The organism is Amycolatopsis sp. NPDC051372 (assembly GCF_040682095.1).
Taxonomy (GTDB): Bacteria; Actinomycetota; Actinomycetes; order Mycobacteriales; family Pseudonocardiaceae; genus Amycolatopsis.
Window position 1 is genome coordinate 63,808 of record NZ_JBFBAF010000037.1, and the last position, 26,688, is coordinate 90,495.

General features: G+C 72.9%; 24 protein-coding genes and 1 pseudogene. 9 read left to right on the forward strand and 16 right to left on the reverse strand.

The genetic code is table 11. From position 1 onward, the window contains the following. Positions 1–29: 29 nt before the first annotated feature. Positions 30–815, reverse strand: coding sequence for a hypothetical protein (locus AB0M56_RS41105; protein WP_364186392.1), 786 nt, complete (start codon positions 813–815; stop codon positions 30–32). A 120-nt stretch (positions 816–935) separates the two neighbouring features. On the opposite strand from AB0M56_RS41105, the gene AB0M56_RS41110 reads away from it, so the two are divergent. After that, positions 936–1,388, forward strand: coding sequence for an Lrp/AsnC family transcriptional regulator (locus tag AB0M56_RS41110; protein ID WP_364186393.1), 453 nt, complete (start codon positions 936–938; stop codon positions 1,386–1,388). A gap of 13 nt (positions 1,389–1,401) precedes the next feature. Here the strand turns inward: AB0M56_RS41110 and AB0M56_RS41115 are convergent, their stop codons facing one another. From AB0M56_RS41115 to AB0M56_RS41130, 4 genes are read right to left on the reverse strand one after another with little or no spacing between them, the layout of a single operon-like run. Continuing rightward, entirely contained in the window at positions 1,402–2,121 is a 720-nt protein-coding gene (locus tag AB0M56_RS41115; protein WP_364186394.1) for an ESX secretion-associated protein EspG, read from the reverse strand. After that, the gene (locus AB0M56_RS41120; protein WP_364186395.1) at positions 2,118–2,684 is read right to left on the reverse strand and encodes a PPE domain-containing protein; all 567 of its coding nucleotides are present in this window, start codon (positions 2,682–2,684) and stop codon (positions 2,118–2,120) included. Before AB0M56_RS41120 ends, AB0M56_RS41115 begins: the two co-directional genes overlap by 4 nt. Positions 2,685–2,718: 34 nt before the next feature. Next, a complete protein-coding gene (locus tag AB0M56_RS41125) occupies positions 2,719–3,264 on the reverse strand; it encodes a DUF3558 family protein (RefSeq protein ID WP_364186396.1) in 546 nt (181 codons plus the stop codon). Further along, positions 3,257–3,637: a hypothetical protein gene (locus tag AB0M56_RS41130; protein ID WP_364186397.1), complete on the reverse strand. Its 381-nt coding sequence runs from the start codon at positions 3,635–3,637 to the stop codon at positions 3,257–3,259. Before AB0M56_RS41130 ends, AB0M56_RS41125 begins: the two co-directional genes overlap by 8 nt. A gap of 389 nt (positions 3,638–4,026) precedes the next feature. On the opposite strand from AB0M56_RS41130, the gene AB0M56_RS41135 reads away from it, so the two are divergent. Genes AB0M56_RS41135 through AB0M56_RS41145 form a run of 3 tightly spaced genes read left to right on the forward strand, consistent with a single transcriptional unit; the run spans position 4,027 to position 8,858 of the window. Further along, the gene (locus AB0M56_RS41135) at positions 4,027–4,986 is read left to right on the forward strand and encodes a MoxR family ATPase (protein WP_255638198.1); all 960 of its coding nucleotides are present in this window, start codon (positions 4,027–4,029) and stop codon (positions 4,984–4,986) included. Between the two features lie 33 nt (positions 4,987–5,019). Continuing rightward, positions 5,020–6,291, forward strand: a complete 1,272-nt coding sequence (locus AB0M56_RS41140; RefSeq protein ID WP_364186398.1) for a DUF58 domain-containing protein — start codon at positions 5,020–5,022, stop codon at positions 6,289–6,291. Beyond that, positions 6,288–8,858 carry a transglutaminaseTgpA domain-containing protein gene (locus tag AB0M56_RS41145; protein WP_364186399.1) on the forward strand — a complete coding sequence of 857 codons (2,571 nt, stop codon included), beginning with the start codon at positions 6,288–6,290 and terminating at the stop codon, positions 8,856–8,858. The genes AB0M56_RS41140 and AB0M56_RS41145 overlap by 4 nt, the downstream gene beginning before the upstream one ends. A 257-nt stretch (positions 8,859–9,115) precedes the next feature. Here AB0M56_RS41145 and AB0M56_RS41150 read toward each other — a convergent pair whose 3' ends face one another. From AB0M56_RS41150 to AB0M56_RS41160, 3 genes are all read right to left on the reverse strand, one after another. Beyond that, positions 9,116–9,523 carry a DUF3040 domain-containing protein gene (locus AB0M56_RS41150; protein WP_364186400.1) on the reverse strand — a complete coding sequence of 136 codons (408 nt, stop codon included), beginning with the start codon at positions 9,521–9,523 and terminating at the stop codon, positions 9,116–9,118. A 244-nt stretch (positions 9,524–9,767) separates the two neighbouring features. Then, the gene (gene dinB / locus AB0M56_RS41155) at positions 9,768–10,985 is read right to left on the reverse strand and encodes a DNA polymerase IV (protein ID WP_364186431.1); all 1,218 of its coding nucleotides are present in this window, start codon (positions 10,983–10,985) and stop codon (positions 9,768–9,770) included. Between the two features lie 103 nt (positions 10,986–11,088). Then, on the reverse strand, positions 11,089–11,826 hold the full coding sequence (locus AB0M56_RS41160; protein WP_364186401.1) for a methyltransferase domain-containing protein: 738 nt from the start codon (positions 11,824–11,826) through the stop codon (positions 11,089–11,091). A gap of 117 nt (positions 11,827–11,943) precedes the next feature. Between AB0M56_RS41160 and AB0M56_RS41165 the strand changes: the two genes are divergently transcribed. The 5 genes and pseudogenes from AB0M56_RS41165 to AB0M56_RS41185 form a co-directional block, all read left to right on the forward strand. Next, positions 11,944–12,816 (forward strand): ParA family protein, encoded by an 873-nt coding sequence (locus AB0M56_RS41165; RefSeq protein ID WP_364186402.1) that lies wholly within the window; start codon positions 11,944–11,946, stop codon positions 12,814–12,816. A 3-nt stretch (positions 12,817–12,819) separates the two neighbouring features. Beyond that, on the forward strand, positions 12,820–13,623 hold the full coding sequence (locus AB0M56_RS41170; protein ID WP_364186404.1) for a DNA-formamidopyrimidine glycosylase family protein: 804 nt from the start codon (positions 12,820–12,822) through the stop codon (positions 13,621–13,623). 537 nt (positions 13,624–14,160) lie between these two features. Then, positions 14,161–14,727 carry a GNAT family protein gene (locus AB0M56_RS41175; RefSeq protein ID WP_364186406.1) on the forward strand — a complete coding sequence of 189 codons (567 nt, stop codon included), beginning with the start codon at positions 14,161–14,163 and terminating at the stop codon, positions 14,725–14,727. 78 nt (positions 14,728–14,805) lie between these two features. Then, the gene (locus AB0M56_RS41180) at positions 14,806–15,837 is read left to right on the forward strand and encodes a quinone-dependent dihydroorotate dehydrogenase (protein WP_364186407.1); all 1,032 of its coding nucleotides are present in this window, start codon (positions 14,806–14,808) and stop codon (positions 15,835–15,837) included. Positions 15,838–15,919: 82 nt separating this feature from the next. Next, positions 15,920–16,039: pseudogene (locus tag AB0M56_RS41185) on the forward strand (dihydroorotate dehydrogenase (quinone)); the annotation flags it as partial. Here the strand turns inward: AB0M56_RS41185 and atzF are convergent. From atzF to AB0M56_RS41225, 8 genes are all read right to left on the reverse strand, one after another. Beyond that, complete coding sequence (gene atzF / locus AB0M56_RS41190; protein WP_364186408.1) at positions 16,008–17,753, reverse strand: allophanate hydrolase; 1,746 nt, start codon at positions 17,751–17,753, stop codon at positions 16,008–16,010. The pseudogene AB0M56_RS41185 and the gene atzF sit on opposite strands and share 32 nt — an antisense overlap. A gap of 348 nt (positions 17,754–18,101) precedes the next feature. Further along, on the reverse strand, positions 18,102–19,100 hold the full coding sequence (locus tag AB0M56_RS41195; protein WP_364186410.1) for a hypothetical protein: 999 nt from the start codon (positions 19,098–19,100) through the stop codon (positions 18,102–18,104). Between the two features lie 35 nt (positions 19,101–19,135). After that, complete coding sequence (gene pspA, locus AB0M56_RS41200) at positions 19,136–19,981, reverse strand: phage shock protein PspA (RefSeq protein ID WP_326837207.1); 846 nt, start codon at positions 19,979–19,981, stop codon at positions 19,136–19,138. Between the two features lie 239 nt (positions 19,982–20,220). Then, on the reverse strand, positions 20,221–20,691 hold the full coding sequence (locus AB0M56_RS41205) for a helix-turn-helix transcriptional regulator (protein ID WP_285965682.1): 471 nt from the start codon (positions 20,689–20,691) through the stop codon (positions 20,221–20,223). Between the two features lie 99 nt (positions 20,692–20,790). After that, a complete protein-coding gene (locus AB0M56_RS41210) occupies positions 20,791–21,267 on the reverse strand; it encodes a CinA family protein (RefSeq protein WP_364186411.1) in 477 nt (158 codons plus the stop codon). Beyond that, positions 21,267–21,863, reverse strand: coding sequence for a CDP-diacylglycerol--glycerol-3-phosphate 3-phosphatidyltransferase (pgsA, locus tag AB0M56_RS41215; protein ID WP_364186433.1), 597 nt, complete (start codon positions 21,861–21,863; stop codon positions 21,267–21,269). The genes AB0M56_RS41210 and pgsA overlap by 1 nt, the downstream gene beginning before the upstream one ends. Before the next feature lie 110 nt (positions 21,864–21,973). Then, positions 21,974–23,422 (reverse strand): 30S ribosomal protein S12 methylthiotransferase RimO, encoded by a 1,449-nt coding sequence (rimO, locus tag AB0M56_RS41220; RefSeq protein WP_364186413.1) that lies wholly within the window; start codon positions 23,420–23,422, stop codon positions 21,974–21,976. Between the two features lie 118 nt (positions 23,423–23,540). Next, entirely contained in the window at positions 23,541–26,285 is a 2,745-nt protein-coding gene (locus tag AB0M56_RS41225) for an AAA family ATPase (protein WP_364186415.1), read from the reverse strand. Positions 26,286–26,688 lie beyond the last annotated feature (403 nt).

The following is a 26,688-nucleotide window of genomic DNA, read 5'->3' on the forward strand; positions in this document are numbered from 1 at the left end:
GGCGTGAAGTATCACGCCGCGAAGTGGGGTCAGCGGGGTTGACCTGCCCCGACCGGCTGCCGTGCGGCCGGCAACCGGCCGACGAGGTGGTCGGCCGTCAGCAGCCCGGCCCCCGCCAGAGCGAACGCCACCACCGGCCCGAGCGGCACCACGCACCACGCCGTGACCACGGCGAACACCAGCGTCCCAGGCAGCGAGCGCAAGGCGGAGCGCACCAGGGTCTCCGCGGCGGCGAAGCCGGACCCGTGGTGGGTGGTCGGGGTGAGGATCGCCAGCACGACCGGCGTGCAGGCGAGCACGCCGGCCAGGTGCGGGCCCAGCAGGCTCGACAGGACGGCCAGCGCCGTCACGACGGCCGCCGCGGCGCCGACGCGCACGGGCACGTCCCAGCGCGGGGCCGGCGCGACGGTGTCGACCCGGGGCGCCGGCGGCCAGGTCACCAGCCCGACGAGGACGACCGCGCCGGTCACCGCCGCCGCGAGCCACGGCGAGCGCACTTCGGCCACCAGCGACAACGCCCCGGCGGCGATGGCGAGCGCCATCGTGACCGCGACGGCCGGGCGCCGCACCCGGCGGGCGACCCGGCCGTAGCCGAGGCAGAAGGCCGCCACCACGAGCTGGCCGGCGATCATCCCGCGCGCCGCGTCGGCCACGGCGGCGGTGCCGTCGCGCGCGAGGAGGACGAGGAGGAACGGGAAGGTGGTCGTCGGGAAGCCGGCGAGCCGCCCGCCGAGCCGCGGGCCGTAGCGGCGCTGGACGACGGTCACGAGCAGGACGCTGAACACGGGCAGAACGGGCGGCAGCAGGACTTCCATGCCCTGAACGTTTCCAGGAAGTCCGCCGAAGGTGGCTCGGAAATCACGGGACCCGCCGCGTCACCGCCGAGCTTTCCTCGGCCCTTGCCCGGTCACACCGAGTTCTGCACAATCGACCGGGTGGACGCCATCGACCGCTCGCTCGTCCGGCTCCTCGAAGAGGACGCCCGCCGCACCTACAACGAGCTCAGCGCCCAGGTGCGCCTGTCGGCCAACACCGTCGCGGACCGGGTCCGCCGCCTCCGCGCCGCCGGTGTCATCCGCGGCTTCCGGGCCGATCTGGACCCCGCCGCCCTGGGCCGCGGCCTGACCATGGTGAGCGACATACGCCTGCGCGAGGACATCGACCGCACCCACTTCGAACGCGACCTGCACGGCGTCCCGCAGGTCGTGTCGGGCGCCCGCATGACCGGCGAGTACGACTACCAGCTCCGCCTGGCCTGCCTGGACCCCGCGGAGTTCGAAACGGTCGTCGACCGCCTCAAACGCGAGCACGGCGTGCGCGAGCTGCGCAGCCGCCTGGTGCTCCACGAGCTCGACGTGAGCGCGACCGGCCTGCTCGACCTCGCGTGAGGTGCCGGCCGGCTCAGCAGAACAGCGCCAGCACCCGCTCGACCAGCCGCGGCCCGTCGACCGGGGCGACGTTGACCCAGTCCTGGCCACCCCGCCCGCTCGACACGCCGGCGGAGTACGCGCCCACGTCGGTGTCGAACCAGGTCAGCCCGCCGCAGCGCTCGATCCGCCCGCCGCTGTCCCGCGTGTAGACGCCGAACTGCCCCGCCGCGAACACCGGCCGCGCCTGGATCGCGGCGACCTCCTCCGCCTGGCGCGCCGTCGAAGCCGAGGTCGCGACCGACGTCGAATCCCACCCCGAAGCCGGCAGGCTCACACCGAACCCGGGCCCGGCGGACAGCTCCGGCAGCACCTCGACGAGCGCCGACACGAGCTCCCCCTCACGGATCTCGCTGAGCCCGATCGTCCGTTCCGGCTGCACCGCCAGCACCCCGTTGCGTCCGCGCATGGCGGTCACGGCGCGGAACGGCGTGTCGGCCGTCATGTCCACCAGGGCTTCGCACGCGACGTAGCGCGAACCGCTGTCCAGCAGCCTCAGCCGGTTCTGCAGCTCGGGCGCGAGCTGCCCGTCGAAGAGGCCGCGGTCGGTCAGGCCGCGGTAGACCTCGGCGCGCACGGCCGCGCGTTCGGCCTCCGTCGCGCCGACGCCGGGCACCGCCAAGGGCACCGGCACGTGGCCGAGCCCGAGGTCGTGCCACACCACGTCGAAGGCCGACGCGGAGAGCCGGATCAAGCCGGCCCCGAGCCCAGCGCCGGGGCGTCCGGGAACGCGATGCCCGGCACCAGCCCGTGCAACGCCGTATCGCGGGTGCGCACGACGTCGATCGCCTTCTGCCGCGCCGCTTCGGCTTCCGCGCGGCGCGCGTCCATCGCGAAGGACAACCCGGCGAGCTCCAGGACGTTGCCGCTCGCGGCGGCCGAGCGGATCATCGCCGCCGGGTCGAACTCGACGGGTGGCGGCATCTCGGCCCGCGCCCGTGCCGCGACGTCGGCCTGCCCCGCCACCGAGTCACCGACCACAGTGGACACGGCGGCGGACTCCCCGAGCCAGCCGGCCGCCTGCGCGAGCACCGCGCGCATCGCGTCGCCCGCCTCGCCTTCCCACGTCTCGTGGCTGCCCGCCGACAGCGCGGCCAGCGACGCGGTCGAGTCCTCGAACTTGCGCGCCAGCTCGGTCCAGCGCGCCCCGGCCTGGCCGGCGGCGACGGGGTCGTTGCCGTGCTCGACCTGCGCCGCCAGCGCCTCGTGGCTGAAGGACTCGTAACGGGCCGTCGGCTCGGGCACGGCTGCGGACACGGCACACCTTCCGGTTGACGGGATCGGGAAACGCTCAGGGCAGCTTCGGCTCGACCAGCCCGGCGACGGTCGCCGCGCGGGAGCACGCCAGCGTGGTGTCGGAGAAGCTCGCGTTGCTCACGTCCACCTGCACGCTCGCGGACTCCCCGACGCCGAGCAGCACGGCGCACGTGCCGGCGGCGGCCTTCTTGTCCGCCACCTGCAGTGCCTGGTGCGCGCCGACCTTCTTGTTGGTGCGGGTGCCGTGGGAGACGTCGAGGTTGGCGAGCCCGGCGGTCTCGTCGAGCGTGACCGTGACGCCGAACGTCGAGGGCACGGTCCAGTCGCACGCGCGCGCCGGGCCGATCGTCTTCGGCTTGCCCAGCTCGGTGAGCCCCGCGCTCGAGCGGTCGCTCGGCGAGAGCAGCGCGCACGGGTCCAGATCGGCCAGCGTCTCGCGGGCCGCGCTCGACGGCGCGGGCTCCGGGCCGCCGTCGGCCGCGACCGCCTTCGGGGTCACCGGGCGGCCGCACGCGGCGAGCACCACGAGGGCCGGGACGACCGGCACGAGCAGCAGGAGCTTGCGCACGGGCTCAGCCACCGGCGCAGTCCACGCCGGCGGCCGCCGCGTCGTCTTCGCGCTGGTACTTTTTCAACGCGCTCGCGATGCGTTCCTTGAGGTCTTCGATCTGCTTGCCGAACGCGGTCAGCTGCGCGACCGCCGACCCGTCTCGGCCGAAGCCGTACTGCGCCATGAAGGCGCCGACCTCGCCGGCGTACCCGCTGCCGAGCGGCACCGAGCGACCCAGGACGTTGGCTTCGCGGACCATCTCGCCCACCACGTCCTGCAGCTCGCCGAGCTTCGTGTAGGTGGCTGTCGCCAGCTCCGGCGCCACCGCGAACCGGCCGGAGCCGGATCCCGAACTCGTCAGGCCCGGCACGTCGGGCAGCGGTGCGGCCCCCACCTCGCTCATGAGCGGTTACGCCTCTCCGTAGTCGAGCGACCTCGGTTTCGGAGCATACGTGAGAGCAGTCCGTCAGCGGGAGCACCCGAAAACGGGCCTCCGTACACCCGAACGGTGGACGGAGGTCATTACCGGAGAGTCATCGGCGGCCGTTCGCGGGGTTCCAGCGCCGAGTTCGCCCGAGTTTGACACACTGCATGGAAGGCTGATCGCTGCGCGGACAGCGAGCGACCCGGCGGAGCCGGTGGAAGCCGCACAGCCATGCGCCACCAGGAGGACGAGTGACGTCGAGAATCCAGTCCGCCACCCCTGCCGGACCGCAGGGCGGCGGGGCCGGGCAGCCGCCCTACCCCTCGGCGGATGCCCCGAACGGGCGAGGCAACGGGTACGCCCCGAGAGTGTCCCTCGACGAGCTGCACGACACGGCCCGCCGGATCGCCGCCAACGTCGAACGCGTGCTGGTCGGCAAGCCCGACGTCATCCGGATCGCGCTGGTGACCCTCCTCGCCGAGGGTCACCTGCTCGTGGAGGACGTGCCGGGCGTCGGCAAAACCTCGCTGGCCAAGGCGCTCGCGCGGTCCATCGACTGCACCGTGAGCCGCGTGCAGTTCACCCCCGACCTGCTGCCGAGCGACGTCACGGGCGTGTCGATCTACAACCGCCAGACCGGCGAGTTCGAGTTCCGGCCCGGCCCGGTGTTCGCGAACATCGTGGTGGGCGACGAGATCAACCGCGCCTCGCCGAAGACGCAGTCGGCGCTGCTCGAGTGCATGGAAGAACACCAGGTCACGGTCGACACGAGCACGTACCTACTCGGCGCGCCGTTCATGGTGATCGCCACACAGAACCCGATCGAGATGGAGGGCACCTACGCCCTGCCCGAGGCCCAGCGCGACCGCTTCACCGCGCGGGTGTCGATCGGCTACCCCGACCAGCAGGCCGAGCTGGCCATGGTCGACGAGCACGCGGGCCACAACCCGCTGGCCGAGCTGTCGGCGGTGTCCGACGGGGCGACCGTGCAGCGGCTCATCGAGACCGTGCGCGCGGTGCACATGGCGCCCGAGGTCCGCCGCTACGCCGTGGACCTGGTCTCCGCGACGCGGCAGGTGCCGGAGATCCGGCTGGGCGCCTCGCCGCGCGCGACGCTGCACCTGGTCCGCGCCGCGCGGGCGCAGGCGGCGCTGTCGGGCCGCGAGTACGTGGTGCCGGACGACCTGCACACGGTCGCCGTGCCCGTGCTGGCGCACCGGCTCGTGCTCACCACCGAGGCGCACGCCGCCCGCCGCTCGGCGACCGACGTGGTCCGCGCTGTGCTGCACCGCGTCCCCGTCCCCCAGGGCTCCACCGGCACCCGCTGACCGGCGATCCCCTTACCCGAATCCGAGAACCGCATGCTGCGTGCACTGTCCGGCCTCACCACCCGTGGCCGCTGCCTCCTGGCCGCGGGGATCGCCGCGGCCGTGTGCTCGCTGGTGCTCAACGAGCGTGACTTGCTGCGCGTCGCCGTCTTCGTGGTGGCGCTGCCGCTGCTGGTCGCGGCGTTCATCTCGGCGACCCGGCTGAGGCTCGGCGCCACGCGGGCGCTGCGGCCGGAACGTGTGGCCGTCGGCGCGAGCGGCGAGGTGCACCTCGAGCTGTGGCGCAGCGGCCGGCTCCCGGGCGGTGAGGTCCTGCTCGAGGACGGCGTGCCGTACGCGCTGGGCTCGAAGCCGCGGTTCGTGGTCGAGCGGCTGCCACACGATCGCCGGGTGCTGCTGCGCTACCCGCTGCAGCCGCTGCTGCGCGGGATCCAGCAGGTGGGCCCGTTGCGCGCGACGATCACCGACCCGTTCGGGCTGTGCGAGTTCGAACGCGAGCTGATCGGGCACTCGCGGCTCGTGGTGGTGCCCCGCGTGGTCGGTCTTTGGGGGCTGCCCGGCGGCGCCGGGGTCGGCGCGGGCGACGACGGCACCGTCCGCCTGCACGCCGGTCAGGGTGAGCCCGACGTGATCGTGCGCCACTACCGCACCGGCGACGACATGCGGAAGGTCCACTGGCGCTCCACCGCCCGCCGTGACGAGGTCATGGTGCGCGTGGAGGAACGGCCGTGGCGGGGCGGCACGACCGTGCTGGTCGACCACCGCGCCGCCGCCCACCACGGCACCGGGCCTACGGCCAGTCTCGAGTGGGCGGTGTCTTTCGCGGCTTCGGTGGCGCTGCACCTGCGCCGCTCCGGCCACCGCGTCCGCCTGGTCACCGAACACGGCATCGCGCTCGCCGACACCCCGGGTGAAGGCGGCGAAGGCTACGACAACGTGGTGCTCGACGCGCTGGCCGGGCTGCAGCCCGCGCATCAGCGCGACGTGACACTGGGCCACGACCCGGCCGAAGGACAGGAGCTCATCGCGGTGCTCGGCACGGTCAGCGCGGAGTCGGTGCACGAGCTGGCCCGCTACCGCCCACGCGGTGTGCGCAGCCTCGCGGTCGTGCTGGACACGCCGAGCTGGGCCGGATCCGGCTCGTCCGACCACCAGGCCGCGGCCACGAAGGACGCCGCCGAGCTGCTGCGCGCGAACGGCTGGGGCGTCGTGATCGCCGGCCCGCAGACGCAGATGCCGCAGGCGTGGGCCGAGCTGTGCCGCACGGGTGCCCACCGCGGCGCCCTGATCGGCGGTGCGCGATGACCACGACGGCACCCCGTCCGCCCGTTTCCCAGGCTCCCCCGCCGATCCCGCACACGCCGACCCCGCAGCCGGCCGCCCAGCCGCCGGTCTGGTCCAGCGGGATCCTGCCGCCGGTCGCCGCAGGCATCGCGACGCTGTGCGCGGCCACGTCGCTCACCGGCGTCGTTTCCGGGTGGGCGTGGTTCGGCTACCTGTTCGTCGCGGTCATCCTGATCGCGTCGACCGGCCTGGCGTTGCGCTCGCTGCGCGCCCCGACCGTGCTGGTCGGTCTCGGCCAGCTTCTGGTGCTGCTGTTCCTGGTCACGGGCGCGTTCACCACGCAGGGCGTCCTCAAGATCATTCCGGGGCCCATGGCCTTCGGCGAGCTGCAGGCGACGCTCGCGGCGTCGGCCGAGCAGATCCGCACCGGGCTGCCGCCGGTCGAGGGCACGCAGCCGATCCTGTGCCTGGTGACGATCGCGATCGGGCTGGTCGCGGTGCTCGTCGACACGCTCGCGGTGGCCGCCGCGGCACCGGCGGCGACCGGTCTGGTCCTCCTGTGTGTGTACGCGGTGCCGGCGGCGCTGTCCGACGAAATGCTGCCGTGGTGGACGTTCCTGCTCGGCGCGGCCGCGTTCGCGTGCCTGCTCGCCCTCGACGGCAACCACCGGCACCGGCGCTGGCGCAACCGTGAGGCACCGGGTTCGGGCGGGCGCGCGCGAGCGTTGCAGGCGCCCGTGGCCGTGGTGAGCGCGGCCGTCGTGCTCGGTCTGCTCGGCGGCGGGATCACGTGGGTGGGCACCGTCGGGAAGATCCCCTTCGGCGCCGGCTCGGGCGCGGGCGGTGACGGCAGCGGCGGGTTCGGCGTCGCGCCGTTCACGCAGCTGCGCGGCCTGCTCGACCAGGGTCAAAACACCGAGCTGTTCCAGGTCCGTGGTCTCGGCAACGACCGGCGGTACCTCCGGGCGTTCACGCTCGACACCTACACGCCCAACCAGGGCTGGGGCCTGCGCGGCGGCGGTCAGGCGCAGACGGGTGTGCTGGCCAACAGCACCCTGCCCGCGGCGCCCGGCGACGACGGCACCGGCGTGTCGCGGCAGATCCAGATCCAGCCCACGCAGTGGGTTGACAACTGGCTGCCCGTCTACGGTGCACCGCGCGCGCTGCGCGGGCTTTCGCCGCAGTGGCTGTACGACCGGGTCAGTGGCGCCGTGTTCACCACGAAGAGCGAGTCCGCGCCGACCTACACCGAGGTCGCGTCGCTGAAGGAACCGACGGCCGCCGAGCTGCGGGCCACTGATCCGAAGTCCGACGAGGTGCCGGCGTTCTACTCGCAGATCGGCCGAGTGGACCCACGGGTCGTCGCGAAGACCAACCAGCTCATCGCGGGCAAGACCGACAACTTCGACAAGGCCACCGCGCTGTGGCAGTTCTTCAGCGCGCAGAACGGTTTCGTGTACGACACGAAGACCGCGGACGCCACCGACGCGGACGCACTGGCCGACTTCATCCTCAACGGCAAGCGCGGCTACTGCGAGCAGTACGCGTCGGCGATGGCCGTGATGCTGCGCGTCGCCCACATCCCCGCGCGAGTGGCCATCGGCTTCACGCCGGGCGTGCCGAAGGGTGACTACCAGTCGATCAGCTCACAGGACGCGCACGCGTGGGTCGAGGCGTACTTCGGCGACAAGGGCTGGGTCAGCTTCGATCCGACGCCGCTCGCCGACGGCCGCGGCATCGTCCCGGCGTACCTGCAGCAGAACAACAAGAACTCCCAGCAGCCAGACGCCACCGACGATCTGCCCACCGCGCCGCGCTCCAACGCCCCGGCCACGCAGTCGCCCCTCGACAAGGGGCAGAACGAGGCCACCCCGACCACCACGGCCACGGCCGAATCGCACGACGGCTGGCTCGCGATCCTCGCCGCCGTGCTCGCCGTCCTGGGTGCCGCGGCGGTGGTCACGGCGTACGTCCTGCGGCGGCGGCCTCCCGCTCCGGGTACCGCGACTCCGGGCCTGCCGCCCGGCGCCGTCCCGGACGGCGACGTCCTGGTCCATGCCCCGGCTCCCACGGCCGCACGCACCAGCCAGGTCGCCCTGTGGCTGCCCCTGGCGGGCGGCGTGCTCCTCGTTGCCGCGCTGGGTTTCCTGGCCGGCCTCGTGGCTTGGTGGTTCGCCGTGATCGTCGTGCTGCTCCTGGTCGGCTTCGGCGGCCCAGCGGCCCTGCGCGACTTCTCCCGCCGCCGCCACCTCCAGGCGATCGTCACCCACGCCCCCGGCTCCGCCGACGCGGCGTGGCGCGAACTCAAGGCCGAGTGCGCCGACCGCGGCCTGCCGCTGGCCGGCAGCGACACCGTCCGCGTGGCCGGCCAGAAGATCGCCGAACGCCACCACCTCGACGACTCCGGCCGCGACAGCCTGCGCACGGTGATCGGCGCCGTCGAGCGCACTTGGTACAGCGGCGCGACCACGGCGGACCCGGAACTGGCCCCGGCCTTCGACCGCCTCCGCCACAGCCTGCGTACGACGGCCCCCCTGTCCTGGCGGGGACGGCTGTTCCCGAAGTCGATCCTCCGACGCCGCTCCTGATCTGACGCGGTTCCCAGCCCCGGCTCGTCGGCCCTGACGACCGGGGCCGGCGGCTTGTCTTGGGTGAGCCGGCAGGGGGGTGACGACCCGGCCCGGCACGTGCGGCCCGGGGCCGAAGAGTCACCCGGTGGTGCACGATCGAACAGGCCTCGGACAACGCCCGCGCCGTGGCTGCTTCGGCTGGACCCGCGCACACGAGAATCCGCGCTCCACCCCACCCGGGTGAAGCGCGGATCCCACGACGTGGCCGAAGGGAGCTACTGCTCCTCAAAGCGCTGGCGGAAGCGCTCTTCCATCCGTTGCGTGAACGAGCTCTTGCCGCCCGATCCCTTGCCGCCACCACCGCCGCGGCCGGAGTCTTTGCCGCCTCCGCCGCTGTCGCCGTGACGTATCGACGTGACCGCCAACATGACCCCGAAGAACATCACGAGGAACCCCAGCACGCTGATCAACGGGATGTCGGCAACCCGCAGCACGGGCACCACCACGCCGAGCACCAGGAGCGCTACCCCCACCACGAACAGCGCGATCCCTTGGATGCGCCGTCGACGGGCGGGGCGGCGCAACCGGGTGCCACGCACCGTGGATGCGAACTTGGGGTCCTCGGCATAGAGCTCGCGCTCGATCTGATCGAGCAGCCGCTGCTCATGCTCGGAGAGTGGCATCTTTCCTCCTCCGGCACAGCTGTCGCGGGCGCCGGGCCGCGCAACGTTCTGGACCCAACTGCCGGCCCCAGGCGGGGCGGCACTGTCCAGGATACGAGCCCCGCGCGCGTCCGACTACCCGATCCCGCATCCAGAAGGGATCGAATTGGGGGAAATCACGACTGACGTGGGTTGACACTGGGTCACGACGGCCCGGTGACGGTACAACGGGCGACACAATAGACGACACAATGGGCCACGCAGTTCACGTCTCGCGGGGCGTCAGCAACGACGCCGGGCGCACCGCGGCCGACCCGAACTTCGACCTCGCCACGTCGGCGGCCACTTCCGCGTCGCGCCAGCGCGGCTCGGCGGAGGCGAACTGGAGCTGCTCGCCGCCCTCGCCCGTGTCGAGGCCCTCCACGCGCACGCCGATCAGCCGCACGGCCCCCGTGGGCGCGTGCTCGGCCAGCAGCTCGACCGCCGTCCGGTGGATGTCGCGCGCGACGTCCGTGGCCGCGTACAGCGTGCGCGCCCGGGTGATCGTGGTGAAGTCGGCGAAGCGGACCTTGATCGACACCGTGCGCCCACGCAGCCCGCGCGCCCGCAGGGTCGCGCCGACCCGTTCGGACAGCCGCAGCAGCTCCAGCCCGAGCTCGTCGCGGCTGTGCAGGTCGACGTCGAACGTCCGCTCCGCCCCGATCGACTTCTCCGCCGCCTCCGGGACCACGGCGCGGTCGTCGTGCCCGTTGGCCAGCGCCCACAGGTGGTCCCCCATCGCGTTGCCCAGCGACCGCCGCAGCCGCGCGGGCGGCGCGGCGGCGACGTCGGCGATCGTGTGCAGCGCCTGCCCCCGCAGCTGCTCCTCGGTGCGCTTCCCCACGCCCCACAGCGCCGAGACCGGCAACGGGTGCAGGAACGCCAGCGTCTCGGCCGCCGGCACCACGACCATCCCGTCGGGCTTCGCCATCCCCGACGCGAGCTTCGCGACGAATTTGACCTTCGCGACGCCCACCGAGCACGTGATCCCGTGCTCGGCCTGCACCCGCGAACGGATCCGCGCGCCCAGCCGCGCGGGCGTGGCCCCCAGCCGCCGCAACGCCCCGCTCACGTCGAGGAACGCCTCGTCGAGGCTCAGCGGCTCCACGAGCGGCGTCAGCTCGCGGAAGATGTCCATCACCTGCCGCGAGACCTCGCCGTAGAGCCCCGACGTGGGCGTGATGCAGATCAGGCGCGGGCACAGCCGTTTCGCCGTGGAGAACGGCATCGCCGACTGCACGCCGTACTTGCGCGCCGGGTAGTTGGCCGCGGCCACCACCGACCGCGGCCCGCCGCCGGACACCACGACGGGTTTGTCCACCAGCTCAGGCCGGGTCCTCAGTTCGCACGACACGAAGAACGCATCCATGTCGACGTGCAGGATCCCGCAGCCGGTGTCGTCCGGCAGCGTCTCGGCACCCGTGGTGACGCGGTAGCGGCCCATGCCGCTGGGCAGTTCGGTGTTTCTGCTCCCCACGGGAACCGACGCTACCGGGGACCCCCGACAATTCCGGGAACGCCCTGCTCAGCGCCGGAAGCTCGCAGGTTCAGACCTGCGCGGGCCGCGCTATCGCGTGCAGGCGCCCGGCCACGTCGCGCAACGCCGGCACCGCGGCCGCCGCCAGCTCGAACTCCGCCAGCTCGTCCTCGCGCACCTCGCCAGGCACGACGTCGGCGATCACGCGGTCGCCCTGCAGCAGCGTCACCTCGAGGCCCGCCGCCACCAGCAGGTCGGTCAGGCCGGCGCTGTCGAAGCGGCGCAGCACGGTGTCGCGCCCGCCGGGCACCACGCCGTCGGCGCCGTCGAGCAGCCGCTGGGCCTCGGCGATCCGGCCGGCCAGCGCGCGATGCAGCACGGCCGCGTTGCGGTTGGCCACGAGCACGGACAGCGCCCCGCCGGGTGCGACGGCCGCGGCCAGCGCGGCGAGAGCCACCGCCGGATCGTCGACGACCTCGAGCAGGCCGTGGGCGAGCACGAGGTCGGCCGAGCCGGCCTCGACGTTGGCGCCGAGGGCGTCGGAGTCGTCCGCGATCACCGTGATCCGGTGCGAGACGCCCTCCTCCTCGGCGCGCCGGCGCAGCGTCGCCAGCGCGTTGGGATTGGGCTCGACCACGGTCACGAGGCAGCCCGCCGACGCGAACGGCACCGCCCAGCCGCCACTGCCGCCGCCGACGTCGACGACGGAGGGCTGCTCCACGCCGCGGGCGCGGGCAGCCCGCAGCTCCGCCTCGAGCGCCCGGCGAACGGCGCCCGAACCCCGGGCCGCCACGGTGTCCGTCTTCATAGTCGGACAGGGTAGTGCCCGCCTGCCGGTCACCCGCCGTCACCCGGGCCTGCCCGGAAGAGGTGTTCGGCACCTTCCTCGCGACCCGCCCCGCCCGCGGCCCGTAGGCTGTGCCGAGTGCACACGGTCGCCGTTCTCAGCCTCAAGGGTGGCGTCGGTAAAACGACGGTCGCGCTCGGTATCGCGTCGGCCGCTCTGCGTAGGGGTACCCGCACGCTCGTGGCCGACCTCGACCCGCAGGGCAACGCCACCACCTCGCTCGATCCGCCCTACACCGACGCGACGCTCGCCGACGTCCTCGAGACCCCCGCGCGGGCGGTCCTCGAACGCGCGATCGCGCCCAGCGTGTGGAGCGACGAGGTCGACGTGCTGGTCGGCACCGAGGAGCTGGAGCTGCTCAACGAGCCAGACTCCGACGGCCGGCGCCTGGAGAACCTCTCGCGCGCGCTCGACGAGCTCCACCAGAACCCGCTGCGTGAAGAGCCGTACGAGCTCGTGGTCATCGACTGCCCGCCGTCACTCGGCCGGCTGACGAAGTCCGCCCTCGTGGCGGCCGACAGCGCTCTGATCGTCACCGAGCCCACGATGTACGCCGTGGCGGGCGCCCAGCGCGCGCTGGAGGCCATCGAGCGCATCCGCGAGGAGAGCAACCCGGGTCTGCGCCCGATCGGCGTGCTGGTCAACAAGCTGCGCGTGCGCTCCTACGAGCACCAGTTCCGCGTCGCCGAGCTGCGCGAGAACTTCGGCTCGCTGGTGATGCCCACGGCGATCCCCGACCGGCTGGCCGTGCAGCAGGCGCAGGGCGCGTGCAGCCCCATCCACGAGTGGCACTCCCCCGGCGCCCAGGAGATCGCGCTGACGTTCAACATGGTGCTGGCCAAGATCCTGCGGTCCAACCGCGCCGGGCGCCACCGCGTGCGCGGCGACGAGGACGAGGCCCTCGAGACCACCGCCGAGCCGTCGGCGACCGTGCCCGACGCCGCGGGCTGAGCCGTGCCCGAGGGCGACACCGTTTTCCTGACCGGCAAGCTGCTCGACAAGGCGCTGGCCGGGAAGACGCTGGTACGCGGGGAGTTCCGCCATCCCGCACTGGCCACTGTGGACCTTTCGGGTCGTGACGTACTCGGCGTCGGGACGGTCGGCAAGCACCTGTTCACGCGCTTCTCCGGCGATCTCACACTCCACAGCCACCTGCGCATGGACGGCAGCTGGGACATCTACCCCGCCGGCGGCCGCTGGCGCACCCCGGCCCACCACGCGCGCGTGATCCTCGTGACGGCCGACGTGCAGGCGATCGGCTTCCGCGTCCACGACCTGAAACTCGTGCCCACGACGGCGGAACACGACCTCGTCGCGCACCTCGGTCCGGACCTGCTCGATCCACAGTGGAGCGACGAGCACGCGGAGAAAGCCGCGGCCGCATTGGCCGCGCAGCCGGACCGTGAGCTGGGTGACGCACTGCTCGACCAGCGGGTGATGGCCGGCGTCGGCAACCTGTACAAGGTCGAGATCTGCCACTTGCTCAAGGTGTCACCGTGGACGCCGGTGTCCGAAGTGGACACCCGGAAGGTCGTGGCGCTGGCCCGGAAGCTGCTGCTGGCCAACGCGTGGCGCCACGAGCAGGTGACCACCGGCGACCTCGGCCGCGGCCGGCGCAACTGGGTCTACGAGCGCACGCGCCAGGGCTGTTTCCGCTGCGGCGGCCGGGTCGAGGTCCACGACCAGGGCGAAGGCGTCCACCGGCGGCCCACGTGGTTCTGCCCGCGCTGCCAGCCCGGTCCGCGCCCGGTGGACTGAACCGCCACGCCGGGCAACGACGCGAAACCGACCGCGCCCGCCGGCCCTTGTCCGCCGCCCGCTGTTCGCGCCGGGCGAACGGATTCGGACATCCCAGGCAGGCAACCGTGAGTTGGCCCAAATGATGTTGCCGGGCACCGGCATTCGCGGTTAGCGTGGTCTTACACGAGAGAGGAGGTGGTCCTAAGTTGTATTCTCACAGGACTCGTGAGGTGACTGTCCGCTAGCGGATGGCACGCGTAGGGACTTTGAGCAGCGATACAACCTGAGCCACCTTCGGCTCATCGCCTGCTTCGCGTGTTTGCCTGATAGCGAATACCAGGCAGCCACCGGGCTCCCGGGGCTTTCGAGCACCGGTCCGGCTTGGACTCGGACGTTTGACGGCGTCCGAGAGCCGCCCCGGGAGCACCCCTTCATATACGAGATCTCGCCGCCGGGCCCCGCTGGGCGACCGTCCGGCGATCGATCCCCCTTCTTCGCCGATCGATCGGCACGGGCGCATACCCCGAACGGCCGTACGTGGCTAGCCTGAACGGCATGCTCCGGCCCGACTACCCGATCACGACGGAACGGTTGCTCCTGCGCCCGTTCAAGCTCGAGGACCTCGACGCGCTGAACTCCTTCCAGTCCCGGGCCGACGTCGCCCGCTACCTCTACTGGGGACCGCGCAGCCGGGCCGAATCCGCCGCCGCCCTCGCGAAGCGCGTGCACAGCTCCACGCTGACCCAGGAGGGCCAGTTCCTCGCCGTCGCGGTCGAGCTCGCCGAGACCGGCCAGCTGATCGGCGACCTGAACCTCGAGTACCTCAGCTCCGAGCACCGCCAGGGCGAGATCGGGTTCGTCTTCCACCCCGACCACCACGGCCGCGGCCTCGCGCTGGAGGCCACGAAAGAGCTGCTGCGCCTCGGGTTCGAGGACCTGGGCCTGCACCGTGTCGTGGGGCGCTGCGACGGCCGCAACAGCGCGTCGAGCGCCCTGATGGAACGTCTCGGGATGCGCAAGGAAGCACACCTGAAGGAGAACGAGATCGTCAAGGGCGAGTGGACCGACGAGCTGGTCTACGCCATGCTCGAAGAGGAGTGGAAGGAAGGCGCCGCCGGCTGAGCGTCTCCGCGGCGACCCGCGCCACAGGTGGCCCGGGTTCCGGACGCCGCTGCGGAGCCGATGAGGCAGCATGGGCGCGTGCTCTTCGAGAAGATCGCCCGCCCCGGGCTGTACCGGCTGGCCTACCACGACCCCGAGCTGGTGCACGAGCGCACCGTGCGGCTGCTGAGCCGCGTGGGCCCGGCGCTCGGGCCGCTCGCGCGGGTCTACGGCACCAAGGACCCCGTCACCGTGCTGGGGCTGCGGTTCCCGAACCGCGTGGGGCTGGCCGCGGGCATGGACAAGAACGGGCGCGCGCTCACGGCGTGGCCGGCGCTGGGGTTCGGGTTCGTCGAGGTCGGCACCGTCACCCGGCACGCGCAGCCGGGCAACCCGAAGCCGCGGCTGTTCAGCCTCCCCGAGAGCGACGCCGTGATCAACCGGATGGGCTTCAACAACGACGGCGCCGAAGCCCTGGCCCGCCGGCTCGCCGCGCAGGGCAAGCCCCGCGTGCCGCTGGGGATCAGCATCGGCAAGTCCAAGGTGACCCCGCTCGACGAGGCCGTGGCCGACTACCGCTTCTCGCTGCGCGCGCTGCACCCGTACGCCGACTACTTCGCGATCAACGTCAGCTCACCCAACACCCCGGGGCTGCGCGCGTTGCAGGACAAGGCCGCGCTGGGCGAGCTGCTCGCCGAGCTGCGCAAGACGTCCGCCGAGCTGGGCGGGGACACGCCGCTGCTGGTGAAGGTCGCGCCGGACCTCACCGACGAGGCGCTCGCGGAGCTGCTCGAGGTGTGCCTCGGCCACGGCGTCGCGGGGCTCATCGCCACCAACACCACGCTCTCCCGGGACGGTGTCGCCCCGGCCGAAGCGCACCTCGCCACCGAGGCCGGCGGTCTGTCCGGCCGCCCGCTCACGGCGCGCTCGCTCGAAGTCGTCCGCTTCGTCCACGAGCGCACCGAGGGCAAGCTGCCGATCATCGGCGTCGGCGGCATCCTCGGCCCCGACGACGCGAGCCGGCTGCTCGACGCCGGCGCCAGCCTCGTACAGCTCTACACCGGCTTCGCACTGCACGGACCGGCGCTGGTGCGCCGCATCAGCCGGGGGATCGCAGGCCGGCCGACCTGACCGGTCGGCCCGGAATCGGCGCGCGCCAACCGAAGCCACAGCCCCGGCGGACCTACCGACGACACCCAGCACCTCCCCCGACGACGCGAGCCGGCTGCTCGACGCCGGCGCCAGCCTCGTACAGCTCTACACCGGCTTCGCACTGCACGGACCGGCGCTGGTGCGCCGCATCAGCCGGGGGATCGCAGGCCGGCCGTGCTGACGAACCGCAGGTAGCCGCGCCACGACTCGTACCGGTCGAGGTTCGGCGCGCCGCCCGTGGCGGCCGGTCGGCACAGCACGGCGAGCGGCGTGCTGCCGTCCTCCAGCTCCACGTGCCCGAGCACGAACGGCTCCGGCAGCGCCGCGGCGAACCGGCCGAAGCCCGTCGGCGAAAGCCGCCAGAGTTCGCCGTCGAGCGCGCCGTGGCCGGGGATCACGCCGGGCTGCGGCGGCTCGGTGTCGAGCAGCACCATGCGGTACCGCTCGGCGGTTTGAACCGGCGTCACGAACCGCGCGCCCCGCAGTTCGTCGTGCAGCGGCTGGCCGCGCAGGTGCGCGCCGAACACGACCAGGTCGACCCCTTCGGGCGGGTACGGCTCGCTCGCCTGCTCCCCGGTGAGCACCGCGGCGAGGTCGAGCGCGATCTGGTCCTCGAACGCCCGCACGGCGATCGTGACGCCGAACGGCCGCTGGTCCCCCGGCGCGACCGGCACGGTCACGGCGGCGAGGTCGAGGACGTTCACGAACGCGCTGTACCTCCCCAGCCGCGCGCTCACGCCGAGCGGATCGGCCAGCGCCTCGCCGAGATCCGGGTGGTCGGGCACGGTGGGCAGCAGCAGCGCGTCGCACTCGCCGAGCGCTTCGCGGGCCGCCGCGCGCAACCGGGCGACCTGGCCGTGGGCGTCGGCGAGCTCGTGGGCGAGGTGGGTGCCCGCCGCCGCGACGAGGCCGGCGACCGTCGGATCGGCGCCTTCCGGTTTCCCGGCCAGCACGTCTCCGGCCGACGCGTAGCGCTCGGCCACCAGCGCGCTGCCGTAAAGCAGCTCCCCGGCTTCGAAGAACACACCGAGATCGATCGGCTCGATCACCGCGCCGGACGCCTCCAGCGACGCCACGGCCACGCCGAACGCGCGCCTCGCCGGTCCGGACAACGCGGCGAGCCCGGCGTCGTCGGGGATCGCGACCCGCGGCCGCTCCCCCGCGCCGAGACGGACGTCGGCGGGCCACTCGCGCACGGACGCGTCCTGGCCGTCCGGGCCGGTCAGCACGGCGAGCGCGCGCTGGCCGAGCTTGAGGCTGCTCGCGAACACCGAAACGCAGTCGAACGACGGCGACGCCGGGAAAACCCCGGTCTTCGGCACCAGCCCGAGGGTCGGTTTGAGGCCGACGACGGCGTTCAGCGCCGCCGGCACCCGGCCGGAGCCGGCGGTGTCAGTACCGAGCGCGAGGTCGGCGATCCCGAGCGCGACGGCCACGGCAGAACCGCTGCTGGACCCACCCGCGACCTTCTGGGGGTCGCCGGCCGAAGCCACCGCGCCGTACGGGCTGCGCGTGCCGGCCAGCCCGGAGGCGAACTGGTCGAGGTTCGTCTTGCCCAGCACCACGGCACCCGCGCCGGTGAGCCGCGTGACCGCCGTGGCGCTGGTCACGGGCACCCGCGAAAAACCCGGACACCCCGCGGTGGTGGGCAGCCCGGCGACGTCGATGAGGTCCTTGACCGCGACGACGGTCCCGGCCAGCGGGAGGGCCTCCCCAGCGCGGACGCGCTCGTCGACGGCCTTCGCGTCGACCAGCACCTCTTCCAGCGTGCGGAGGCTGATCCACAGCTCGGGGCGGTCGACTTGCGCGAGGCGTTCGAACGCGGCCACCACCCTCTGGTGCGAGCTGGGTGGCGGGACGGGCACGGGTTCCGGTTCGGGCGGGAGCGTGGTCACGGGGGGTCCTTTCCTCGACGGAACGGATGAGTCCACTGTGTACGTCCGGCGCCGCGGAACCTCAGGCCAAGGCGCCGATCCTGGCGGGTGCCACCACTGACTTCATGAGAAAAACGTTAAACCGCACGCGTTTCCGTAACCAGCTGTTTCGGATTACGCCATTGTTTCGGTATTCGGGGACACTCACCCACCGTCGGCGCGGGGTGCCGGGGACTAGGCCGACCGGAAACCCAAACTGCGCCATCCGGCTCGTTCCGGTGCCGTGCACAGCACCCCGTCACCGCACGGGAATCCGTGCACGCGGGAAAAATCACCCGCGGAAAAACCCGCCGAACCGCGTCGCAGCCCCTAGGACAGGTCCCGCAACGCCAGCGCGAGCCCCGCGAGGTGGTCGGTCGCGTCGGTCAGCGCCTGCTTGGACGTGCCCATGCCGTCGCTGCTGGCCGCGACCGCGCGTCCCGCCGCGGCGACCAGGCTGCCGAAGCCTTCGATGCCGTCGTCCAGCTGCTCGCGCAGCTTCGCCACGGCCGCGTCCAGCGCGCCGCGCTCACGTTCGGGGGCGGAGTTGCGGCCGCGTTCGATGGCCTGGATGCGGGCGGCCAGACCACGCAGGGCGCGGGCCGCTTCCTGGGCCGTGGCACGGGCGTCGGCCACGGAGACCTCGGGGACGGCGGTGGTGCCCAGCGAGGTCGGCACGGACAGCTGCCGCAACAGCTCGCCGAGGGAGGCTTCGGACTCCGCCAGCCGTTCCATCGGTTCACGGGCGGCCGAGGCGGCCGGGGGCAGCGGCGGCGGGGCCGCGCTGCTCGCCGCCGGGAGTTCGAGTTTCTTCAGCTGACGCAGCTTCAGGCCGGTCCGCACGCTGAACGTGCCGAACACGACAGTGCCGAAGCCCGCGAGCACGGTCTGGGCCACGTCGGTGCCGCCGGCGCCCATCAGGCCGGTTCCGGCGAGCACGGTCAGGACGCCGAGCAGGATCGTGATGAGCAGCCACAACGTGAGCACCCGGGAGGTGCGGGTGATGCGCCGCTGGTGCTTGGCCGCGGGTTCGTTCCACCGCTGCCACTTCGCGCGCACTTCGGCAACGGCCGGGACCTGGCCGGCCACCTGCGCGAACGCGGTGGGCACGGCGGTCCGGCGCACCACGGGCGGCGCGGGACGTTTCGGTGCCGGACGCCTCGGCGAGGACGGCCTCGCGGCGGGCTTCCCGCCGGCCTCATCGGCCGGCGGGAAGTACCGCTGCAGCTTCTCCTGGGCACGCTGGGCGTACTCCGGCAGCTTCTCGATGTGCTTCTCGAGCTTGGCGTTGAACTCGTTGAAGTCCCGCCGTCCGCTGCTGCCGGCCATCCCCTACCCCCGGTAGTCGTCCTCGCGTCCGGCGGTCAGGCCGGGTTCTTGCCCTGCTCGGCCTGCACGCGGGCCTGGATCTCGCGCTGAATGTCCGCGCTGCCCGCCGTGCCGGCCGACTTCGCGGCGCCGCCACCGTCGGTGACCTGCGCGACCGAGTCACCACGCATCGACGCGCGGATCTGCTCCAGGCGCGAGTGGCCCGCCATCTGCGTGGCGGACTCCTGCACCTCGAGCATGCGGCCCTGCACCGAGTTCTGCGCCAGCTCGGCCTGGCCCAGCGCGGTGGTGTAGCGCTTTTCGATCTTGTCGCGAACCTCTTCCAGCGACGGCGTGTTGCCCGGCGCGGCCAGCTGGCTCATCTGGTTCAGCGACGCGGAGACCTGCTCCTGCATCTTCGCCTGCTCCAGCTGCGAGAGCAGCTTGGTGCGCTCGGCCAGCTTCTGCTGCAGCATCGTGGCGTTGCGCTCCACGGCCTTCTTGGCCTGGGCCGCGGCCTGCAGCGACTGGTCGTGCAGCGTCTTGAGGTCTTCGATGCTCTGCTCGGCCGTGACGAGCTGCGCGGCGAAGCTCTCCGCCGCCGTCTCGAACTCGGTCGCCTTCTGCTCGTCGCCCTTGCCGCGGGCCTCGTCGGCGAGCACCAAGGCCTGCCGGGTCGACGCCTGCAGCTTCTCGACCTCGCCGAGCTGCCGGTTGAGCTTCATCTCCAGCTGACGCTGGTTGCCGATCACGGAGGCGGCCTGCTGCGTCAGCGCCTGGTGGTTGCGCTGTGCCTCCTCGATGGCCTGCTGGATCTGCACCTTCGGGTCGGCGTGCTCGTCGATCTTCGACGAGAACGACGCCATGAGGTACTTCCAGAACTTCACGAACGGGTTGGCCATCTCCTCCGCCTGCCTTCTTGCGTCCCACGGGCCCTGTGTGTCTCGAGGTGGGGCGTCGCTCCCCTAGTTCACAACGTCCCGACCCCGGCGTTGGGTTCCATCGTGTCAGGTCAGCCCCTGCCGTTCCAGGCGACCCCGGGGGAATTCAGGGACGACCCTGATCGATTCTGTGGATACGCGTACGGCCCCGGGGTCACAACCCGGGGCCGTACGTGTACGAAGCGTTTCTCTGCGCGTTCCTAGGCGGCGATCGTGGACGCGAGCTTCGGCGCGCCGATCGTGGTCCGCAGCTGGGTGTTCATCCGCGGAGCCGGCGAAAGCCGCAGGTCGGACAGGTCGTCGCCGACCAGCTCGGAGACCAGGCGGCCACCTTCGAACCCGCTCGCCGACGCGGTGGCTTCCCGCTCCGCCGGCACGGTCTCCCTCGGGGCACCGTCGACCACGCGCTCGTCGACCGGAGCCACCTCCACCGACTCGAGGGCCGTCACGTCGGCCGCGACCTTGTGGAGCAACTCGCCGAGCGGAAGGTCCAGGGCGTCGCAGATGGAAGCCAGCAGCTCGCTGGAGGCCTCCTTCTGACCACGCTCGACCTCGGACAGGTAGCCGAGGCTCACCCTGGCGGCGCGGGAGATGTCACGCAGCGTCCGACGCTGGTTGGTGCGGGCATGACGGAGCCGATCACCGATCGCCTCACGCAACAGCACGGTCATCACGCGCCTCCTTCCCGAACTGGTGCCTCCTACGTTACCCAGAGCGGTGCCCCGAGCGCAGGACTTGACACGTGCGTCCGCCAAGGGCGAACGCCCCCTTCAGTGTAGATGTTCCCCGAGCAGGGAAAACGCCGAACGCACCGACGCGGTCCTGATCATGTCCCGGTCACCGGTCTCCGCCAGGGTACGGACGATCCGGGTCGACGGCCCACTGAGACCGATGTACACGGTGCCCGGCGGCACCCCGTCCTGGGCTGTCGGGCCCGCGACACCGGTCAGCCCCAGGCCCCACGTGGCGCCGCACCGCTCACGAGCGCCGTCGGCCAGCTGCGCCGCGACCTCGGGGTGCACGGCGCCGTGCTCGGCCAGCAACTTCTCGTCGACGCCCGCCAGCGCGGCTTTCAGCTCCGTGGCGTAGACGACGAGCCCGCCTCGCAGCACCACGCTTGCGCCCGGGATGCGGGCGACGGTGGCGCACACCAGTCCGGCGGTCAGCGACTCGGCCGTGGCCACGGTCTCCCCGCGCCGGGTCAGGACGGCCACCAGCTGCGCGGCCGCCTCGTCGAGCTCCGCCATCAAGCGCCCGTCGCCCGGCGGCCCGCCGCGCGCAGGCGGATCGCGCGGATCAGGTAGTCGACGCCGGTGACCACGGTCAGCAGGACGGCAAGCCCCATCAGCACCCAGCGCAGCGGGTCCGCCCCGGCCGGCAGCGGCAGCAGGTAGACGACGATGGCCAGGATCTGCGTCATCGTCTTGGCCTTGCCGCCGCGGCTCGCCGGGATCACACCGTGACGAATCACCCAGAAGCGCAGAAGTGTGACGCCTATCTCCCTGACCGCGATCACGATCGTGACCCACCACGGCAGCTCCCCGAGCACGCTGAGCCCGACGAGCGCGGCGCCGATGAGCGCCTTGTCCGCGATGGGATCGGCGATCTTGCCGAAGTCGGTGATCAGGCCGTACTTGCGGGCCACCCAGCCGTCGACCTGGTCGGTGGCCGAGGCGATGACGAACAGGCCCGTGGCGATCGCGCGCCACGTGGTGTCCACGCCGTCGCCGGCGAAGAGCGCGAGGACGAACAGCGGCACCAGCACCAGCCGCGAGAGCGTGAGCAGGTTCGCGACGTTCAGCGTCGGGACGGGCGTCGGTTCGGGTACGGCAGGCTCGGGCATGCGGGCGGCCCCCGTTTCAGCAGGCACCTCGTGGGTCTGGGGGGCCGCTCCCTGGGACGACGCCTGCGCGGCGCGGGTCATGCCCTCGCCGGCGTCGCTGGGTGCGGCACTCACCGGTCCGCGTCCGGCACCGGGCGGACGATCAGGTCGACCCCGGCGGAGTCGACGACCTCGCAGCGCACCAGATCGCCCACCTCGACGGCGGCGCGGTCCGGGTCTTCGAGGATCACACACTCGCCGTCGACCTCGGGCGCCTGGTGGGCGGCACGGCCGACGGCGTCGTCGCCGTCCTCGGCCGGCTGCTCCACCAGCACGTCCACGAACGTGCCGATGCGATCCTCGGCCCGCTGGGCGGTGAGCTCTTCGACCAGCGCCGAGATCCGGGTGACGCGCTCGGCGACCACGGCGGGGTCGAGCTTGCCGTCGAAGGTCTCGGCCTCCGTGCCGTCCTCGTCGGAGTAGCCGAACACGCCGACGGCGTCGAGGCGCGCGCCGGTGAGGAAGCGTTCGAGCTCCGCGAGGTCGTCCTCGGTCTCGCCGGGGAACCCGACGATCACGTTGGTGCGGATCCCGGCTTCCGGCGCGTACTCGCGGATCTGCTCGGTGAGCGCGAGGAACGAGTCGGTGGACCCGAACCGGCGCATCCGGCGCAGCACCTGCTCGCTCGAGTGCTGGAAGGACAGGTCGAAGTAGTCGGCTACGCCCGGCGTGGTCGCGATGGCCTTCACCAGCTGCGGGCGCGTCTCGGCGGGCTGCAGGTAGGACACGCGCACGCGGTCGATGCCCTCGATCTCGGCCAGGCGCGGCAGGAGCAGCTCCAGTGCGCGCGTGCCGTCGCGGCCGAAGTCCTTGCCGTAGGACGTGGAGTTCTCGCTGACGAGGAACAGCTCCTTCACGCCGTTCTCCGCGAGCCACTGCGCTTCGGCCACGATCTCGTCCGGCTGGCGCGACACGAACGAGCCGCGGAACGACGGGATGGCGCAGAACGAGCAGCGCCGGTCGCAGCCCGACGCGATCTTCAGCGCGGCCACGGGCGAATCGTCGAGCCGGGTGCGCAGCACGCGCGGGCCCCAGCCGTGCTGGGCGTGCCCGGGGACCTCCACGGCCTCCGCGGCCGCGGGCCGCTGCACCGGGCTGATCGGCAGCAGCTTGCGCCGGTCCGACGGCGTGTGCGACGCGACCGTGCGGCCGGCCACCACGTCGTCGAGGCGGTCGGACAGCTCGGCGTAGTGGTCGAACCCGAGCACGGCGTCGGCCTCGGGCAGGCTTTCGGCCAGCTCCGTGCCGTAGCGCTCCGCCATGCACCCGACGGCCACGACCTTGCGGCCGGTGTCGGACGCGGCGAGCAGCGTGTCGACCGAGTCCTTCTTCGCCGACTCCACGAAGCCGCACGTGTTCACCACGACCACATCGGAGTCTTCGGGGTCCGCCGCCAGCTCCCAGCCCCCGGCCGCGAGCCGTCCGGCCAGCTCCTCGGAGTCGACCTCGTTGCGGGCGCAGCCCAGGGTCACGAGGGAGACACGACGGCTGCGGGCTGGCTCAGTGGTGGGAGAAGGCACGACGTTCAGGGTAGCCGCCGCACCCGCGCCGGTCGGCGACGGCGTCACCCAGTGCGGTGGCCCGGCCCCGCCGGTGGGCGGGCTTTCCCGCTCCCCCATCGGCGGCGCGCGCCGAAAGTCACCCGTGCGCGGGCAAATCCGCCAGTGTCAGGAGCGTCAGTTCGGCGTCGTCGACGGACTCGAGGTCGACGTCCGGGCCGGCGAGGCGCAGCGCCTGCGCGGCGATCGCCTGCTCCAGCAAGCCGCGGGCCGAGCGGCCGTTGGCGAAGCCGCTGCCGCGGTCGAGCCCGGCCATGACCGCGGGCAGCGCCGCCGTGAGGTCGGGGGCGAGCCGGTAGCCGCGCTGGGTGGTCATCGCCGTGAAGATCGCGGCCAGCTGCTCGTCGGTGTAGTCCGCGAACTCGACGGTGCCGCCGAATCGCGAGCGCAGGCCGGCGTTGGCGTCGAGGAAGCGGTCCATGTCGGCGGGATAGCCGGCGGCGATGACGATCAGGTCGTCGCGGTGGTTCTCCATCTGGACCAGCAGTTCCGCGACCGACTCCTGGCCGTAGTCGGCGCCGCCGTTGCCGTAGGTCTGCACGAGGTTGTAGGCCTCGTCGATGAACAGCACGCCGCCGAGCGCGCGTTCGCACACCTCACGCGTCTTGGGCGCGGTCTGGCCCAGGTACTCCCCCACCAGGTCCGGCCGCGCCACCTCCACCAGGTGCCCGGACGAGAGCAGGCCCAGTTCCCGGTACAGCCGCCCCATCAGCCGCGCGACGGTCGTCTTCGCCGTGCCCGGGTTGCCGGTGAAGACGAGGTGACGGCTGCTCGCCCCGACGGGCAGCCCGGCCTTGCGCCGCCGCGTGTCCATCCGCGCCCCGGCGACGAGCGCGCGGACGCGCTGCTTGACTGCGTCCAGGCCGATCATGCCGTCGAGTTCGGCCAGTAGCTCGTCGAGACCACGGGGCGGCCCGGCGTCGTCGGTGGCCGAGACGCCGGCTTCGCCGCGGGCGGGCAGGTCGGCGGCGACCAAAGTGGACAGTGCGGCCGCCGGGGCGTCCGGCTGGGCGGCGAGCCGGGCCGACTGGCGGCTGATCGTGGTCTCCAGCACGCCGCGCGCCGAGCGGCCGTTGGCGAAGCCGCGGCCACGCGGGATCTGGCGCATCGCCTCGGGCAGCGCGGCGACGAGATCGGCGTCGAGCTCGTAACCTTGCCCCTGCGCGAGCGCGCGGAAGATCCCGGCGAGCTCCTCGGCGGTGTAGTCCGGGAACTCGATCCGGGCGGCGAACCGCGAGCGCAGGCCCGGGTTCGTCTCCAGGAACGCGTCCATCTCCTTCGGGTAGCCGGCGGCGAACACCACGAGGTCGTCGCGGTGGTTCTCCATCTGCACCAGCACTTCGGCGACGGCTTCGCGGCCGTAGTCGTCGTCGGCGTCCTGCGCGAGGCTGTAGGCCTCGTCGATGAAAAGCACGCCGCCGGAGGCCCGTTCGCAGACCGCGCGGGTCTTCTTCGACGTCTCGCCGAGGTACTCGCCCACCAGGTCCGGCCGCGTGACCTCCACGACGTGGCCCTTGGGCAGCATCCCGAGCGCCTGGTAGATCTTGCCGACCAGTCTCGCGACAGTGGTCTTCGCCGTGCCGGGGTTGCCGGTGAGCACGAGGTGGCGGCTGCGCGTGGCCACGGGCAGGCCCGCGTCGCGGCGGCGGGCGTCGACCTGCGCCTCGGCGACCACCGCGCGCACGCGCTGCTTGACCGACGTGAGGCCGATCATCCCGTCCAGCTCGCCGAGCAGCTCTTCGATCGGCCGCCCGGCGCGGTGCTCGGCCGCGGCGACCAACGGCGCGACGTGCTGCGCCGCGAGGTGGATCCGGCCGTCGGGTGACGGACCGCTCGCGACGGCCTCCCGTCCGGCGGCGTCCAGCAGCGCCTCGACACCGCGGGCGCCGGCGGAGAGGTTTGCCAGCTGCGCCAGCCGGTCGCGGACGTCCGGGGGCAGGACGAAGGAGCGTTCGGTCGCGACGACGTCCAGCAGCGCGGCCGCGTGCGCGGGGCGGGTGAACCGCGGCAGCCGGTACTGCAGCACGGCGGAGACCAGGTCCGGCGCCTCGGTGCGCAGCCGCTCGATCACGCGGTCGGTGCCCGCGAGCACGAGCAGGCGGCAGCTGCCTTGGTCATGCGCGTAGTCCCGCAACGCGCGCAGCACGCCCGCAGGCTCCTTGTCGAACAGCACATCGACGTCTTCGATCAGGACCAGTGCCGGGTCGGTGCGTTGCGAGACGAACCCGCGCAGCGCGTCGCCGGCCGAATCTTCGTCGCCGAGTACCTCGGCCGCGCCGGCCGTGACGAAGTCCTCGAACCCGACGTCGGCCGCGCCGAGCTCGTCACGCACCGAGCGCCACAGCCGGCGCTGGCCCGTGTGCGGTTCGCCGACGAGCAGCACGAGCGGGTTCGGCTGCCGGTTGCCGGAAGCGTTGCGCCGCTCCCATTCCTGGTACGCGACGGTCCACTCGGCGTGCGCCTGGTCGTACCGCTCCTGCTCTTTCCGGCCCCGCGCGCGATTGCCCGCGGCGAGCAGGTCGAAGGTCATCGAGCGGGTGTTGCGGGCGAGGTCGTCGAGGAGCCCGCCCTGCTTGCTCTGGGGGCGCTCGGGTTCCGGCGGCGGCGGTTCACCCGAGCCACCCTGGCCGTGGCGCGTGCGATCGGCCCACGAGACGACCTGCACCACGCGGCGCACGAATTCGGCTGCCGACTCGTCGCCCGAGACGAACGCTGTGCCGCTCAGGTTCTCCACCCGCACCGGGCTTTCCGCCGGCCGCACGGGCATCGGCGGCGCGCCGGGACCGGCCGGACCGCTCTGCGGCGACGCGGGTTGGGCGGGCACTGGCCCGGACTGGGCCGGCGGTTGAGCAGGAATCGGCGCGGACGGGACCGGCGGTGGCGCGGATCGACCCGGCCATGGCTGTGCGGGCACCGGCCCGGACGGAACCGGCGGCGCGGGCGGGAACCCGGACTGGACCGGCGGCGGTCCCATCTGGACCGGTGGTGCGGGAGGGAGCCCGGTCTGAGCCGGCGGCGGCCCGGCCTGGACCAGTGGTGCGGGCGGTGGAGCGGCCGGTATCGGCCGTCCGCCTTGACCACCAGGGCCGGCGGGCGCCGCGACCGGTCCCCGCGGACCACCTCGGCCCAAAGGCCCCGGACCTGGCTGCCCGCCACCGTTGGGCGGCACCATCCGCGTCCCGGCCCGGTAAGCCGCATCCGGCGGCACCACCCCGAACTGCCACGCA

Bases quoted from the DNA above. Each gene is read 5' to 3' on its own strand.
- AB0M56_RS41105 (WP_364186392.1), bottom strand. From the start codon at position 815: ATGGAAGTCCTGCTGCCGCCCGTTCTGCCCGTGTTCAGCGTCCTGCTC.
- AB0M56_RS41130 (WP_364186397.1), bottom strand. From the start codon at position 3,637: ATGAGCGAGGTGGGGGCCGCACCGCTGCCCGACGTGCCGGGCCTGACG.
- AB0M56_RS41140 (WP_364186398.1), top strand. From the start codon at position 5,020: ATGCTGCGTGCACTGTCCGGCCTCACCACCCGTGGCCGCTGCCTCCTG.
- AB0M56_RS41145 (WP_364186399.1), top strand. From the start codon at position 6,288: ATGACCACGACGGCACCCCGTCCGCCCGTTTCCCAGGCTCCCCCGCCG.
- AB0M56_RS41150 (WP_364186400.1), bottom strand. From the start codon at position 9,523: ATGCCACTCTCCGAGCATGAGCAGCGGCTGCTCGATCAGATCGAGCGC.
- dinB (WP_364186431.1), bottom strand. From the start codon at position 10,985: ATGGGCCGCTACCGCGTCACCACGGGTGCCGAGACGCTGCCGGACGAC.
- AB0M56_RS41160 (WP_364186401.1), bottom strand. From the start codon at position 11,826: ATGAAGACGGACACCGTGGCGGCCCGGGGTTCGGGCGCCGTTCGCCGG.
- AB0M56_RS41175 (WP_364186406.1), top strand. From the start codon at position 14,161: ATGCTCCGGCCCGACTACCCGATCACGACGGAACGGTTGCTCCTGCGC.
- AB0M56_RS41195 (WP_364186410.1), bottom strand. From the start codon at position 19,100: ATGGCCGGCAGCAGCGGACGGCGGGACTTCAACGAGTTCAACGCCAAG.
- pspA (WP_326837207.1), bottom strand. From the start codon at position 19,981: ATGGCCAACCCGTTCGTGAAGTTCTGGAAGTACCTCATGGCGTCGTTC.
- AB0M56_RS41205 (WP_285965682.1), bottom strand. From the start codon at position 20,691: ATGACCGTGCTGTTGCGTGAGGCGATCGGTGATCGGCTCCGTCATGCC.
- AB0M56_RS41210 (WP_364186411.1), bottom strand. From the start codon at position 21,267: ATGGCGGAGCTCGACGAGGCGGCCGCGCAGCTGGTGGCCGTCCTGACC.
- pgsA (WP_364186433.1), bottom strand. From the start codon at position 21,863: ATGCCCGAGCCTGCCGTACCCGAACCGACGCCCGTCCCGACGCTGAAC.